This is a genomic window from Rhodococcus sp. 05-2254-2 (genome assembly GCF_002259095.1).
GTDB lineage: Bacteria > Actinomycetota > Actinomycetes > Mycobacteriales > Mycobacteriaceae > Rhodococcoides.
The window spans coordinates 423538-437343 of record NZ_NOZJ01000009.1; the positions used below are offsets into that span (position 1 = coordinate 423538).

Sequence of the window (13806 nt, forward strand, 5' to 3'; positions counted from 1 at the left end):
CGTTCCTTCGCATAACGAACCATTCGCTTTGCCTGGCCTCGTTCGCGCAACTGCCGAATTCTTATGACTCATTGCTTCGCCGATCGAAACATCCGCTCTCCGACCCGAAAGGCCCGACCATGACCGACACCCTCATCGCCCGCACACTCCACATCAGCTCCGATCACTACGACCTCGACGCACTCCTCCAAGACGCAGAGATCACCTTCACCCCACGCGGTCGGCACGCCATCTTCGACGACGACGAGATCGACCTTCTGACCGAGCTCGCGCAACACCACCGCCTCAGGGAAGTCGGCTGACCGCACCCGAAGTCAGTACTGTCCGTAACGAACTATCTTGACCTTCGGTCGAAACCAGCTCGAACGACGAATGCTCCCCACCACCCGCGAAGGTGATGGGGAGCATCTCTAACAAAGAGGCTGTGGCCTTGACGGCTGAGCTACCCCACCCATGCGGGTGGATCGTCCAGCACAGTTCGGTCTAGGCGGTGGGCTCTTCGGCGACCGGCTCGGTGACGGTCTCGTCGGCCGGTGCCGGCGTTCCCGACAGTGCCTGCTCGAGAGCATCCGCGACACCACCGATCTTGTCGGCCGTCGCCTGATCGAGGGTGGCCGCCTGGGCCGCATCCTCGCTGGCGTCGTTGTCGATGACAGCCTGAGCTTCGGCCTTCGCCTCACGGAGCTGCGAGACTGCCGAGCCGATGACACCTTCGAGGCGTGCCAGTGCGTCGTCTACTGCGGTCATGAATTCCTCCTGCTGTTGAGCGAGCTCGGCGACTCCGGGTGGTGTGCCGAGTTGCCGCCATATCCATTCGCGGATCATGGCGTGCCCCCTTTCGGTTGGGGATCTGTGAGCCCGGTTTCGGGCATGGGAAACGCCCGCACTGTTCGCACGGGTGTTCGAGTTCTGTTAGCGTGATGTCAGCGGGACGCGGTCAGGAAGGGAAGCCTGGATCGTGTCCCGCGACTACGTTCGGGAGGCGTCGTGGAGCTGTACCGGATCGGCGACCGATGGGCCGAACCAGCCCCGAAGCGTTGCGCCGCAGGGCACGTGCTCGGGCCGCGGCAGGTACTCGTCGGGTCGCAAGTATGCGGCGCGGAACACGGTCACCACCGCGCCCACACCTGCATCCAGTGCGGCTCTGTCGTGTACACGCCGCCCATGACCGCCGAATGCAGTGATAGTAGCTTCGACGGCCGCGCTCGGTAGATCAGGCGACCGAGCCGAGATACGCAGCGAGACCATGCGACGCATGGGTATCGAGGTTCAGCCGGCCTCTGTCGTAAATTCGGATCGTTGTCGAGATGTCCCGGTGCCGGGCGGCGAGCTGCACTTCCCGCAACGGGATACCCGCGTCGATGGCATTGGCGATCGCGCCGTGCCGCAGCGTATGCGGCGACACCACCATGTCGTTGATCGCAGCCTTGTTGGCGATGCGCTTCACGACCCGGTCCGCGGAACGACGAGTCATCCGCGTGCCGTCTCGACGGATGAACAACGCACCCTGCTTGTCCTCGAGCGATTCGATCACGGCATCGAGTGCACGCATGATCACCGGAGGCTGTGGCAGGGCGGCTGGATCGCCGCCCTTGCCGATGAACGTGACGAGTCGATGCCCCTTCGAGTGATGCAGGACATCAGGAACGTTCAGCTCGCAGACTTCGCTAACGCGCATGCCGAGGTACGCCATCAGCCCGCACATCGCGTAGTCCGATACCGACGACTCGTACGCGGCCCGCAGGAACCGTTGCGTTTCCTCGCGGTTGAGGTGCACCTTCTGTGACAGGTCCAGCCTTGGCTTCGCCATGCGCACATTCCGGCACGGATTCTTGAAGATGTAGTCATCGTCGAGGGCGTACTCGTAGAACTGCCGCAGCGAGATGACGCGCCGGTTCACGCTGCGAGCGTTGTTCCCGCGGACGTCGGTCATGTAGCGGACGTACGCCTCGATCGTCATCCGGCGAGCGTGGAATGGGTGTAGGCCGTTGGCGTGCTCGGCGCACCATTCTCGGAACAGTCGGATATCCCGTCCGTACTCGACCCGGCTGGCGTCTCGGTAGCGGGACAGGAAGGCATCGATCAGCATCTCGAACTCGGCGTCATCCGGGATGGTGACGTTCGCGGGCAGACGGGTACCGTAATCGGCAGTCATAATCCAGGTCCATTCTGGTTGTGGCGAGGCCCCAGCTTTCGGTGTTCGCAGCACCTAGCTGGGGTCGACTTATTTCCAAGTCTCGCAACATCATACCGCGCGGCACCGACAAATAAGTGCCCATCCGATTGGTGTTATGCCCCGCGATTGGGGAGTGTTAGGTGCGAGGCCCGTGCACAGCTTCGATCGCGTCTTCCAGGTTCGAGCGTTGTTGCGGAGTCGAGTTGTTCGCCAGTAGCTGCTTCATGAATGCGACGTGGTCGGCGTCTGCGTCGGACGGCGTCACGCCATCGAATAGCAACCACACGTGCTTCGTAGGGATTTCACTGTCGCGGATCATCTGTTCTGCCATCTCAGCCATGAGGAGCACCGTAGCGCGCCAGACCGGGCGGTACGGCATGATGTCGCGGATGGAGACAGAGTCGGTCGTCGGTCGTTTCGCACGCTGGTGCCGCAAGGTCGTAGACGAAGACTCGGCACGGGTCGCGACACTGGGATGCGCCACGGGTTGCGGATCGATCTCGCGCGCCGTCGATGGTTGCTACTGCTCCGAGAAATGCAGGACCATCGACGCCTCGATGTGGTGATCTCGAGTAGCGCGGCCCTTAGTACGGCATGATGCGACCGATGGGACTACCGGCAAACCAGATCTACAGCGTCAAGAGTCTCGCGGCCTTCTACGGGCTTCGACCACACCGGCTCAGCGAGGTCGCGCGGTGGGCGCAGCACCGCCACAAGAGCACGACCGAACTACGTTTGCCCTGGTGGAACTACGCCGCGATCGAAGCCGTCAGAACGGCCCTGCCATCGCACGCGAAAGTGTTCGAGTACGGCGGGGACGGATCAACCCTCTGGCTTCATGATCTCGGCGCGGATCTGACGTCCGTCGAGCACGACCCCAGCTGGTACGACGTCCTGCGAGGTACCTTGCCAGCCGAATGCACGCTCATCCACGAGGCAGCAGCACGCACCGGCACGATCTGTTCGCAGTCCACACCGGGACTGTTCTACGACGACTACGTCCACGCAATCGACGGCATCGAGGACGGAACTCTCGACCTCGTGATCGTCGACGGCCGCGCGCGAGTCGAGTGCGTGAAGGCGGCGAGAAGCAAGCTCGCAGCCGGTGGACTCATACTTCTCGATGACTCGGACCGATCCCAGTACAGCCGAGCTGCCACTCTGCTCGCCGACTGGTCTCGATCCGACTACAGGGGCGCGAAGCCTGGTGGTGGTGGTGTCGTACAGACCACGGTCTGGCGACGGGATAGGGCATGATGTCGCGCATGGGCATTCGGGCCGACGCGCGTGCATGGTGGCAGTTCATGGCCGCTACATGGGACCGCAGCCTCGCGAAACGTGAACGGCAGATCGAGGATGCCCAGTATCTGTGCCCGTACTGCCGCAGTCCCCGCTCCGAGTACGGTGCGGAGACCTGCGGCGAGACGGATTGCGTCCAGATCGCCAGGCTGGCGGACGACCCGATGTGACTACAGGACCGCTCTGATCGTGGAGAGTGGCACCTGTTTCCTGATTCCGTTGTCCATGACGTACACGCCGATGACCGGGGTGAGTACACCGTCGCGAAGGATTTTGACGGCCGATACGACGCGGCGTGACGCATCGACGGCCGGGTCCCATATCGCGTCGAGGAATGCGATCGTCGCGGCCGACTGCGCAGCGTCCTGTCCGGTCGAGCTGTTGTGGTCACCACCGTCGGTTATCTGCACCGAGTTGACCGTGAGTTGAGCACCGTACTTGTCGCGCCAGACGATCGCGTTGGTGTTCGGCGGCACGGTGCCGTCTCCGGTCGCGTACTGCTGGATAGCCTTGCGCCCCGACCAGACTGAAGTGGCGACCTTCATGGGGTCGTATTCGTCGCTGATGGCAGCGAATTCGGTCGAGTTGGTGACTCCGTAAGCGGCGTTCAAGTTCGCGAGGTCAGTGCCGGTCGCAATGGCGTACCTGTTGGCGAGATCGAGTGTGCCGGACAGGCACACGAACCCGATGCACTTCGGTGCGATGGCCGGCTCCCGCGAAGCCAGGTACGCTCCGACGAGCCCGCCCATCGACCGGCCTACCACCACGACCGGTCCGACCGACATCAGCGCGGACACGTCATCGAACAGTGCTCGGTACGCTGCGCGACCGGCTGCGTTGCCCCAGTTCGCTCCCGCGCCTCGGCATTCAGCGAACGCCCATCCGTTGTCGATCAGCCAGTTTCGGAGTGCCGCGTAGCCGCTGCCGTTGGAGAACTGACCGTCCGCTGATGCGGGGTCGGATCCAGGGTTGCCGTGGCAGACGAGGGCGAGAGGGACAGATGCAGCCAGTTTCGCTGCGTTTCCCACGACGTAGATGCCTGGCTCGCCAGCACTGGTCGTGTACGACGTGCTCGTGTACACGGTGCCGTTCGGTGTAGTCGGCATCAGGCCAGACCCCACCGAGAACGCAGGAACGTCTTGAGGTTGGCCTTCTCGGTGGTTGTGAGCAGGCGGTTGAAGACCAGGAGCGTTCCGATCGTGCCCTTGAGGAACGCGTCGACGCCCCCGCGGTTTCGTGCACCGACAAGCATGGTGCTGAGAGTCGAGGCGGACGACAGCGCGGAACCGTTGTGGGGAACGGCGGTGTCGACTTCGAGCTTTCCGGTGTTCGCTGCCGTGAACTCGGCGCAGAAGAGGTGCGGCGCTCCATTGTTGAGCTGATCGGAGGCGGAGGTCAACTGTTGGCCCGCGCGCGACATGATCCAGTTCTCGGACCCGCTCTTGCCGATCTCGAAACGGTTCGAGGTTCCGTCCGGGCCACCGACGAAGACCTGCGTCGTGGTGAGCGGGATGTGTCCGACGACGAAGACTGTGACGTCTGTGCCGCTGAGGCTCGGTAGGGCTGGTGTCGTGTAGTGCGTTGCGCCGCCAAACAGGGCTGCGCGTCTCGTGCCGATCGCGTTGTCGGTGGCGACGGCCCCAGCTCCCGATGCGAGCGCCAGGTTCCGTCCGTTGCCGGAAAGGTCCGCCCATGTCGTCATCGCGCCCGCCGCGACTTCGAGGGAGTCGAACCACATCATCGGCGAAAGGCTGGCGGGGGTGAACGCGGAAGGCTCGACAACGAACAGAACCTGTCCCGCCGTGATGGCCTGGTTCGGATTCTCGCTCACGACGATCGACGCGGCTGCTGGCGTACCCCATGCGACACCGTCAGCAGTCTTCACGGGCACCTGTCCCGTGGTGCCACCAGAGGGCAAACCGGACGCGACAGTCCACAGCGCCAGCTCGGTCGCATCGAACTGTGCACGCGAGGTTCCCGCCGCGGTGCGCTTGCCGGTGGAGCCGTTCGGAAGTAGCACCGGGGCGTTGATCGCATACGCCGTCGACGGCTGCCAGAGCGGGGCATAACTGTTTGCAAGTACCTCTCCGAGTGGTGTCTCGGTGTCCCCTGCTGCATCTGCGATCTGCTCGACAGTCAGCCCGCCGCCAGTAGGAAGCAGAGCGCGCCCCGCTTCGAGCCACGCCTCCGGGTCGTCCTGCGGTCCGGCGAAGAACACCAACTCGTCGGCCTCGGTCTGGACGTCGACGACACCGAAACCCCTCGGGCCTCGGGTGATCTGCACCGCCGTCGACGACGGCGCAGTGTTCACCTGATCGGCGAGATCGATGTCCACGCCTGCGACGGCCCAGAAGTAGATGTCGTTGATCTGAACGATCTTGTTGCCGTACTTCGGGTTGACGAACACCGCCTGCCACTGGAGCGATGCGACGTTGGTGTTCGATGCGTCAGGTGCCGGGACCGTGACGAAGTCGGTCGCGCCGTTGACGATGTCGCCCATCGGGCCGATCTCGATGTTGTCGAGTGTCGTCAGGACTTTGAGCTTCTTCCGGCCGGCGTCGTCGTACTGGAGTGGGGTGCCAGGCTTGACCATCGGCACCAACTTCAGCTGACCCGACAGTGCCTGATCATCGGGCGCGATGTCGGAGTCGTTCCCGTCCTTGACGAGCGCGGTGATGTTCACCCGCACCTTGCAATATCCCAGCGGCATAGCTCAGACCTCACTTTCGATGTAGCCAGCAGGTTCGGGACCGATGCCGGCGTAGGCCTCCGGCTCGGGTACGACGAAGACCGGTTCGTAGGCGGGCAGCGGAACAGCTCGGCCGGTGAACGAGACGTCGGGACGATCGGTTCGGGTGATCACGAGCATGTCGCCGTCGCGATGCGCGGTGTACTCGAACCCTTCCTCGTCGGTGAATGCAGCTGACATGGGAACGCTCCTATTCAGGGTCGGGGAGATCTTGGGCCAGGATGTATTCCCAGCCGCCGGAGTTGCCGAAGTCAGCTCGACTCAAGCCCAGCTCGGTGTATCGGTACGCCGAACCACGCGGTATTGCGTTCGCCGTGTCGGGGTACGTGAGCACCGACGTCCACGTGTCGGTACCGGTCAGCTTGAACACCGTGAAGACGTTGCTCTCGGCGCGGAGCTTGAAGACGTCACCGGAATTGACAGTGAAGTCCTGCGACGCGAGAACGCCGCCGCCCAGCCACGGCCGATATGCCAACGTCACACCGGTCGAGCGGACCTCGGCATCGACGTAGCTGCGGACACGGAGGTACGCGGGCCTGGTCGTCGGCGTCCGGATCTGGCCGGACACCTCGTGATCGTCGCGGGCCATCTTCGCCGTCACCCGGTACCGGCGGCGTCCGTTGTCGATGAGTCCGCCGGGCAACATGATCGCGCCCGACACGACCACTGCAGCCGCGCCTTCCTGGCGGGAGAGCGTCGGTGGGATCGCGCCCGAGGAGAAGTCCTCGAAATAGATCACTGGTTCGGGCAGCGGCAGATTCGTGGGCTGTCCGATCCCGATCCACAACAGCGCCGACGCGGGGGTGAATGTCAGCGACGTTGCGGCGATCGTCGACTGCTCAGCGACGACCGACGACGAGATGATGCGGCTGGCGATCTGCGGTGGATACAGCAGACCCTCACGTGGGACGGACGCGTTGTTGATCTTGCCGACCAGCTGGCGCTGCGAGTTCGTCGGACCCGGCTGGTGAATGGCCAGCCACACCGATTCGTTCGCCTCGAATACCAGCTCGTTCGGCAGGTTGTAGATCTGCTCCCCCGGCCCGCTGATCGCTGCCGTCTGGTCGGGTGAGACGTGTTCGATCAGCACCGCACCATCATCGGGATTCATCCGACCGACCAGGATGTAGATCGGATTCGGCGACGAGCTGGGAATGGTGCCCAGCGCGTAAACCACCGACCCACGGCCACCGGTCCACTGCACCCGAACGAACCCTGCCTCTATCGAGTTCTGCGGTGGCAGGTACGTCGGATCCGATCGCGACACAGAGAAGCTGTCATTGTGGCTGTGCGGGTCCAGTGTTCGGTCGCCGGTGGTGGAACCTGTAGTTCCGCGCACGTGATCGTGTGTGCTCCACCCACTGCCCGATGTACTCGACACGCCACCCGTCAGACCCGTCACATCTCGATCACGGGAGATTTGGTGGAACGTGCATTCGTGGTTGGTCATGCAATGGTGGTAGGGAACCACCGGCAGACCCTTCTGCACACCGACGATCGCGGCCTGCACCGCGTTCACCTGTTGCTGCTGAGCCGCCCCGATCGCCGCTGCGGCCGCTTCGGCTGCGGACGTCGCCGCCACCGTGGCTGCCGCGGTCGCATCTTCGACGACCGTGACTACAGCGTCCTGCGCTTCCTGCGCCGCCGTCGCCGCACCGTTCGCCGTTTGCACCGCCTGCGCGATCGCGGACTGGTTGGCGTTGCTGACCGCGAACGCGGCGAGTCCGCCGGACCACTGCGGCACGGCGAGAATCGCAGTCCAGCACTGCACCGAGAAACCGGACGTCACGTGCGCCATGTCGATCGGGTATCCCGAGGTATCGGTGTGCTCGAGCACGACCACGTCGTCGATCACGACCTGATACTTCGTGCCGACCATCCGGAGCTTCGGTGTCGAGGAGTTCGAGTACGAGCGGGAATTGTTGATGTTCCACTGCGTCCGGGTCATCGACAGACCCGATCGCGTGAACCGACCGATGCGGCAACGGTTCCCGAAGAAGTCAACGTAGACACCCTCGGTCATGTCCGCGTTGCACCGGCCGTACAGACTGGTGGCCGGCTGAGTAGGTGTGCCCTTCGGATGGATGACCACGCCGACGGTGTAATCGCTCGACGTCGCCAGGAATGGGCACCGCGCGTAGCGGATGCCGTCGTCCGGGAATGCCGATCGGGTCATCTGCGCGGCCTGGTCGTGGATGCCGAGTGCTTCGCCGTCGCCGAACTGCACCCACGCCGGAATCGTTCCTGGTTCAGGGGAACCCAGGACCGAGTCGTTGTCGCCGCGCTTGAAGTTGTCGTAGTACTCCGACCCCGCGGCGAGCTTGTTCTCGATCGCCTGCACCCGCGACGCCAACGATGCATCACGCCCGAACAGCAGCGACACCCACGACCCGAGGTCGGTGTAGTCACCGTCCTCGACACCGGTGATCGCCTCGACGAAATCACCGACGATCGGGACGCCCTCGACGAACTGCGTCAGCCCGTCCATCGTTCCGCCGCCGAGGATGTCGAGGATGCCCTGCGGCTTCGACACCGAACCGGCGGTACCCTCGAAGATCGCTGCGAACACGAGGTCAGCGGCTTCCTGTGTGGACTTGATGTCGCCGCGGTTACCGTATGCGTCGAGGGCTTCACCGGAGGAGTAGAACGTCGGAAGGTTCTGCTCGTACCGGTCTGACGGGTACTGCTCGTAGCTTTCGTGATCACCCCACGGATCGACGTCGAGCGACATTACGTCACCCGAGTCAGACGAATCCGCAGCTGCGCGAGATCCGGTCGGACACCCCAGCCGAGCAAGTTACCGACCTTCTTCACTGCGGTCACGAATAGCACAGTTTCGGTGTTCGCAGGAACCACCCCTTCGGTCGAACCAGGCTGAATCGCGACATTGGAGTGCGCGCGCAGAGCTACCTCACGCCAGCCCTCACCGTCCTGGCCCTTGCCGTAGCCGACGATCGCACCAGTGGTGGCGTTGTCTCTGCGGATCTCGATGTCGATCTGATGACCGGACTTCGCCTGCACATCGACACCACCGGCAAAGTCGAACCGATACGCATACGTTTTCGCAGGGATGGTGATCGAGATCAGCTGCGCGCGAGTGTCAGTCGACGCCTTCGTGAACGCGGCAGGGAAACCATTCGGCGGAACCACGTACTCTTCGATCGCCGTCGGCGGGTTGTACCAGTGCAGCTTGTTGTCCGCAGTCTCGTGACGCAGCGACTGCCCCTCTGCCGGCGTACCGACGACATCGACCGAGGTGTAGATCGGGCCCGACGGACCCGGAATTCCCGGCTCGCCCTGCGGCGGTTCGGGCAGATCGAGATGGATCGCGTATGGACCACCGACGGGCCCGGCGATCTCCATCACCGCGTCACCCTCGACGACACCGTCGTAGCTCACCGAACCCGGCTGCAGAACCGGTGCCGGTCCCGGCACGCCCTGCGCCCCGTACGCGTTCTGGTAGACCACAAATGTCGACCCGTCCCACACATACTGAGAGTTGTTGTCCACGTTGCGGTACGACCAGTTCAGCTGGTCCTCACCAAGCGACGACTGCAACGAGACCAGTTGCGAGGTAGACCTGTCGCCCTTGTGGATAGCGCCAGGGATTCCTGCCGGACCGGGCCCACCCTGATACGCGGGCAGACCGAGCTTCGCCTGCTGCGCGGAACCGTCCTGACGGCGACGGACATGGAGATAGGTGTCCGTCATCGGGGGCATACCTGCGGCCTGCGGGATGCCGATGATCTCAAGATCGACGTTGATAGTCTCGATCGGGTCAGTCGCCATCGGAGTCCCCCTTCACACGCGCGTGAGCGCGAACCTTTTCTTTCAGCGACCGCCACGCCATGTCGCGGGTTTCCTCGAGCGCGACGATGCCGGTCGCGCGGTGCATCAGCCGGAACGCCTCGTCAGCGCCGATGGTGCGGATCTCGACCTCACCGAAGTCGGGTGTGTTCTCGACGTCCTGCCGCGAGACCCACTCCCCCTGGTCGTAGACCACATTTGCCTGCCAGTTCAGGATGGACTGGGCCAGAACGTTCGTGACACCGTTCTGCCCGCCGGGCAAATTGGCTACGGTCCCGTTCGACAGCGGGGCCGCCTCGAGGAACTTCCCGAGATCGATGACGGCGGGATCGGTCACCTTGTACTTCGGTTCCGGCATGCCATTTCCTTACGTGTGATCGGGTGGAGGTCAGAACCGTGGTCGAATCGGCGGCGGCGGCAAAATTGGGCCGCCGGCATCTCGACATGTCTGGACCACGACAAGTTCCCAATCGACCTGTAGGTCGATGAACTCTTCCATCCGCTTGACCGTGGCAACGAGGTCGTTGACCTGATCCTTGTACGGGGATATCAAAGTTAGGGCGGCGGCGGAAAGCGTTGCCGCTCCGGATGCTTCACTGTTGCCCGCGTCCGCGTTGACCTTCCTCTTCTGCGAGGAGATCATCCACAACTGCGCAGCGAGTACCGCCACTGCGAGTGGGGTGATGACCGAGAAGACTTTCAGGACAGTGTCGAGCCATGTCATCGATCGCCCTCACCCTCTGCCAATGCCGGCGGATCAGCGGGACGCGGAATCATCAAAGCCCGGGTCATACGTCGCCGATCTTGCACAATGTTCCAAATTCGCAGACCGGACGCGGCAGTGACCGCCACTCCGACGCTTCCCGCGGTCATCGCCCGCGTTCCCAACGCAAACGCCGCGATTCCATAGCCGAACCACAAGACCCCGATGATTGCCAGAGATGTGATCTCCGCTGAGGTTTCTTGGCGGATCTGCTCTGGTGTCCGTGATCGGCTCGAGTTCCATGTAGCAATCAACCCGCCGAGCCCACCGACTCCCATGATGGCGAAGTAGAAGTTCGATCCGGTGGGCCATGCGGTGTCGAGCGCAGACGAGATCTCGAACGGTGTTGCGACCGCAAGGATCCCGATCCAAGTGGAGAGCGCGAAGGCAACCTTCTCGAAGGAGCCTGCTCTACGAACGACGAGTGGTTGCATCTGCTCCCCTTCGGTCGCGGAGATGAAGCAGTGCTGACGCCCGGTTGTGAAGTGCAAGCAGTGCGAACGCGAGACGGCCACGGCTGTTCGCCGCGGCGGCCAGGATATGAATCCAGGACACCCAGGTGTAGACGACGATGCCGGTCAGGCCCGCTGTTTCGAGTTGCCGAGCAGCATCGAGGACGGCGATCGCGAACAGGGCATACCCCGTTGCCGCCGCCATGTAGGCGTGAAACAAAACGCGAGCCGAAAACTTCGACGCTGCAAGCAATACGACGGCGACCATCAGGAAACCAATGCCCCAGATGACTTCGCCACCGAACTGGCGGAGTGTCGCGTACGACGGACCCGCGATGCGATCAGGCCCTCCGATGATGAACGCGGCTCCGAGGAAGAATGCGAGAACGGCGGCGCGGAACGGTGGCAGATACACGTCCGCTTCGCCCTGCCCCGGCACTACTGCACCTTCGGTGGCTTGATGCCGAACGAGTTCTGGACGTACGACACAAGACCCGTCAGCACAGCGGTGCCGGCGAGCGCCCCGACGACCTTCCAGTCGTCCCAAGAGAATGCGTTGAAGTCAGGGTTGGCGATCGACTGGGTCACGACGTTGCCAGCTGCCACCAGGACGACAGCGAACAGCCCTTGGAGGAGTGTTCGCCAGGCGCGCGACTTGGCCTGGGACTTGATCCACCCGATCGGATCGAAATCGCCGTCCTCGGTGATGACTGCCGCAACCGGGATGTTTGCGAATAGCTCGTTCATCCTGCGCTGCCCCTCGGCTTCGAGCCGATTGAACAGTTCATCGGCACGCGTCTGGGCGGACACCACCTCCGCGTTGAACTGGGAGACAGCACCTTCGAATCGAGCAGTGAGATCGGCGGTCACCTTGCTGGTAATCTCTCGGGTGAGGATGCCAATGGCTGTGTTGTCGGCCATCACTTGTCCTCCGGCTTGGTCCCGATCTTGGCTTCGATACGGGCAAGGGACTTCTCGATGCGGTCGTTCTGTGCGATCGCGAAGTTCTCCTGCTGGATGATCCGCCCGAGCGCATTCACGATCGAGCGCTTATCGATTCCGGTGATCTCAGCGTCGCCGAGCTGGGGCCATCCCCGCTTACCGTCTGGGCCAACCGGGCCCATCAGCTGGTCGAAAACCTCTGCTGCATTGGACATGTCATCCTCCTGCGGTAGTAGCGCGTCGCCGAGTGCGAGTGCGCGGTAGTAGAACTTGCGACGGTCGTCGATGCCGTTCTGGCCGCCGTTGACGGCGTAGGTGGCACCGACCAGGTCTTGCCGATCGGCGAAGTCATTCATGCGGCGAGAGACCGTCCAGTAGAACGCCGCTGCGAGGAATCCCCAGTGCGGCTCTGCGACCTTGAGCGGGTTCTTTACGAAGTACTCGGGGTCGTCGACCAGACCTTTACTTGCGGCCCACCGCGAGAACGACCGGTAGTTGTTCTTCCCAGTGAGCTGAATTGGTCCACGGCCCTTGTACAGTCGCCCGTCGCCGTCGACCTGCGGGGTGTTGCCGAGGTCGGTACGGGTGTCGTAGGCATCACCCGATGCAATTTCTTCCATCCACTTCAGGCCACCGGACTCGTGCCCGATCTGGCTGCACCACATCGTCACTCGCAGAACCGTGGTGCAATCAGCCGCGATCAGAGCGTTGTTCCATGCAGGACAGAGTTCCTCGTATCGATCCATCGAGACCCGGTTGTCCATCGCCTTCGCGAGTGTCTGCGCGTCCATCAGCACGACCTCCAGATGCCGTCGGTGACGAACCCGTGCATGCCGCAGTCGTCGCACATGATCGATGGATTCACCGTGAGCGGTTCCACCCGAACGATGCTGTGACCGTTGTCGAGCTGCAGGGCAGGTGCGATTATCAGTGTGTTGCCGTCTCGCGGCCGGGTGCACACGTGACGAACACGCCACGCGCCGTTCGGGTAATGCAGCATTGTGATGCCGCTTCCCACCTCGACCTCCGTGTCCCACCCCGACTCGACCAGGACGGCCCGAACCGCACTCATCAGCGCGGACCGGTGAACTGTTCGAGGATCTCGGCCCACTGGGCGTCGTCGTCCTGTTCCGATGTTTGCTCGCCGGGCCAGAGCGCACCCGCGAGCCACGGCAATGGATCGATCTGCGAGCCGGGTCGCCAGACCGTCGGGTGCACTTCGAGATGCAAGTGCGGGCCTGTTGCCTGCCCGTTCGCACCGACGAACCCAATGTGCTGGCCCGCGTCCACCCACTGGCCTTGCTTCAAGCCGGTGGCGAACGCGTTCCACATGTGGCCGTAGACCGTGGTTCCGCTGCCCGCTTCAGCCGGATGGTCGATGACGATCCACTGCCCGAATCCACCGGCGGCACCGATGTGCTGGATGACGCCGGCCTGGCAGGCATAGATCTTCCGGCCGTCACTGCCGCCGGGGTAGCCGAAGTCTTGGCCCATGTGCCCTTCGCGACGGCCCGTCACGGGGTTGACGCGTACGCCGAAAGGTGACTCGTAGGTGACACCTCGTTCGAGCGGATTGAACCTCGCGGCCATAGCGACTCCTTCGATGACGATTTGATAA

General features: G+C 63.2%; 19 protein-coding genes. 3 read left to right on the forward strand and 16 right to left on the reverse strand.

Going from position 1 to position 13806, the window contains the following annotated elements:
- The first annotated feature begins 119 nt into the window (after nucleotides 1–119).
- On the forward strand, nucleotides 120–302 hold the full coding sequence (locus tag CH283_RS16630) for a hypothetical protein (RefSeq protein ID WP_094640249.1): 183 nt from the start codon (nucleotides 120–122) through the stop codon (nucleotides 300–302).
- 181 nt (nucleotides 303–483) lie between these two features.
- On the opposite strand, the gene CH283_RS16635 is transcribed toward CH283_RS16630, so the two are convergent.
- The 3 genes from CH283_RS16635 to CH283_RS27990 all read right to left on the reverse strand — a co-directional run bounded on the left by CH283_RS16635 (nucleotide 484) and on the right by CH283_RS27990 (nucleotide 2516).
- Nucleotides 484–825, reverse strand: a complete 342-nt coding sequence (locus CH283_RS16635; RefSeq protein ID WP_094640250.1) for a hypothetical protein — start codon at nucleotides 823–825, stop codon at nucleotides 484–486.
- A gap of 388 nt (nucleotides 826–1213) precedes the next feature.
- Nucleotides 1214–2155 (reverse strand): tyrosine-type recombinase/integrase, encoded by a 942-nt coding sequence (locus CH283_RS16645; protein ID WP_094640252.1) that lies wholly within the window; start codon nucleotides 2153–2155, stop codon nucleotides 1214–1216.
- A 157-nt stretch (nucleotides 2156–2312) separates the two neighbouring features.
- Nucleotides 2313–2516: a hypothetical protein gene (locus CH283_RS27990; RefSeq protein WP_141215242.1), complete on the reverse strand. Its 204-nt coding sequence runs from the start codon at nucleotides 2514–2516 to the stop codon at nucleotides 2313–2315.
- 266 nt (nucleotides 2517–2782) lie between these two features.
- On the opposite strand from CH283_RS27990, the gene CH283_RS16655 reads away from it, so the two are divergent.
- Nucleotides 2783–3433 (forward strand): class I SAM-dependent methyltransferase, encoded by a 651-nt coding sequence (locus tag CH283_RS16655; protein WP_141215243.1) that lies wholly within the window; start codon nucleotides 2783–2785, stop codon nucleotides 3431–3433.
- 8 nt (nucleotides 3434–3441) lie between these two features.
- Nucleotides 3442–3645, forward strand: a complete 204-nt coding sequence (locus tag CH283_RS16660; RefSeq protein ID WP_141215244.1) for a hypothetical protein — start codon at nucleotides 3442–3444, stop codon at nucleotides 3643–3645.
- Here the strand turns inward: CH283_RS16660 and CH283_RS16665 are convergent, their stop codons facing one another.
- From CH283_RS16665 to CH283_RS16725, 13 genes are read right to left on the reverse strand one after another with little or no spacing between them, the layout of a single operon-like run.
- Nucleotides 3646–4581 (reverse strand): alpha/beta fold hydrolase, encoded by a 936-nt coding sequence (locus CH283_RS16665; protein WP_094640257.1) that lies wholly within the window; start codon nucleotides 4579–4581, stop codon nucleotides 3646–3648.
- Nucleotides 4581–6185 carry a hypothetical protein gene (locus tag CH283_RS16670; protein WP_094640258.1) on the reverse strand — a complete coding sequence of 535 codons (1605 nt, stop codon included), beginning with the start codon at nucleotides 6183–6185 and terminating at the stop codon, nucleotides 4581–4583. Before CH283_RS16670 ends, CH283_RS16665 begins: the two co-directional genes overlap by 1 nt.
- Nucleotides 6186–6188: 3 nt before the next feature.
- Nucleotides 6189–6404 carry a hypothetical protein gene (locus CH283_RS16675; RefSeq protein ID WP_094640259.1) on the reverse strand — a complete coding sequence of 72 codons (216 nt, stop codon included), beginning with the start codon at nucleotides 6402–6404 and terminating at the stop codon, nucleotides 6189–6191.
- Nucleotides 6405–6414: 10 nt separating this feature from the next.
- A complete protein-coding gene (locus CH283_RS16680; protein ID WP_094640260.1) occupies nucleotides 6415–8955 on the reverse strand; it encodes a hypothetical protein in 2541 nt (846 codons plus the stop codon).
- Nucleotides 8955–10013, reverse strand: coding sequence for a hypothetical protein (locus CH283_RS16685; RefSeq protein ID WP_094640261.1), 1059 nt, complete (start codon nucleotides 10011–10013; stop codon nucleotides 8955–8957). The genes CH283_RS16680 and CH283_RS16685 overlap by 1 nt, the downstream gene beginning before the upstream one ends.
- On the reverse strand, nucleotides 10003–10389 hold the full coding sequence (locus CH283_RS16690; RefSeq protein WP_094640262.1) for a hypothetical protein: 387 nt from the start codon (nucleotides 10387–10389) through the stop codon (nucleotides 10003–10005). The genes CH283_RS16685 and CH283_RS16690 overlap by 11 nt, the downstream gene beginning before the upstream one ends.
- 30 nt (nucleotides 10390–10419) lie before the next feature.
- A complete protein-coding gene (locus CH283_RS16695) occupies nucleotides 10420–10755 on the reverse strand; it encodes a hypothetical protein (protein ID WP_094640263.1) in 336 nt (111 codons plus the stop codon).
- Nucleotides 10752–11228 (reverse strand): hypothetical protein, encoded by a 477-nt coding sequence (locus CH283_RS16700; RefSeq protein ID WP_094640264.1) that lies wholly within the window; start codon nucleotides 11226–11228, stop codon nucleotides 10752–10754. The genes CH283_RS16695 and CH283_RS16700 overlap by 4 nt, the downstream gene beginning before the upstream one ends.
- A complete protein-coding gene (locus CH283_RS16705; protein WP_094640265.1) occupies nucleotides 11206–11685 on the reverse strand; it encodes a hypothetical protein in 480 nt (159 codons plus the stop codon). Before CH283_RS16705 ends, CH283_RS16700 begins: the two co-directional genes overlap by 23 nt.
- Complete coding sequence (locus CH283_RS16710; RefSeq protein ID WP_094640266.1) at nucleotides 11685–12167, reverse strand: hypothetical protein; 483 nt, start codon at nucleotides 12165–12167, stop codon at nucleotides 11685–11687. Before CH283_RS16710 ends, CH283_RS16705 begins: the two co-directional genes overlap by 1 nt.
- Complete coding sequence (locus tag CH283_RS16715) at nucleotides 12167–12979, reverse strand: glycoside hydrolase family 19 protein (RefSeq protein WP_094640267.1); 813 nt, start codon at nucleotides 12977–12979, stop codon at nucleotides 12167–12169. Before CH283_RS16715 ends, CH283_RS16710 begins: the two co-directional genes overlap by 1 nt.
- Complete coding sequence (locus CH283_RS16720; protein WP_094640268.1) at nucleotides 12979–13260, reverse strand: hypothetical protein; 282 nt, start codon at nucleotides 13258–13260, stop codon at nucleotides 12979–12981. Before CH283_RS16720 ends, CH283_RS16715 begins: the two co-directional genes overlap by 1 nt.
- Entirely contained in the window at nucleotides 13260–13778 is a 519-nt protein-coding gene (locus CH283_RS16725; RefSeq protein ID WP_094640269.1) for a M23 family metallopeptidase, read from the reverse strand. Before CH283_RS16725 ends, CH283_RS16720 begins: the two co-directional genes overlap by 1 nt.
- Between the last annotated feature and the right edge of the window lie 28 nt (nucleotides 13779–13806).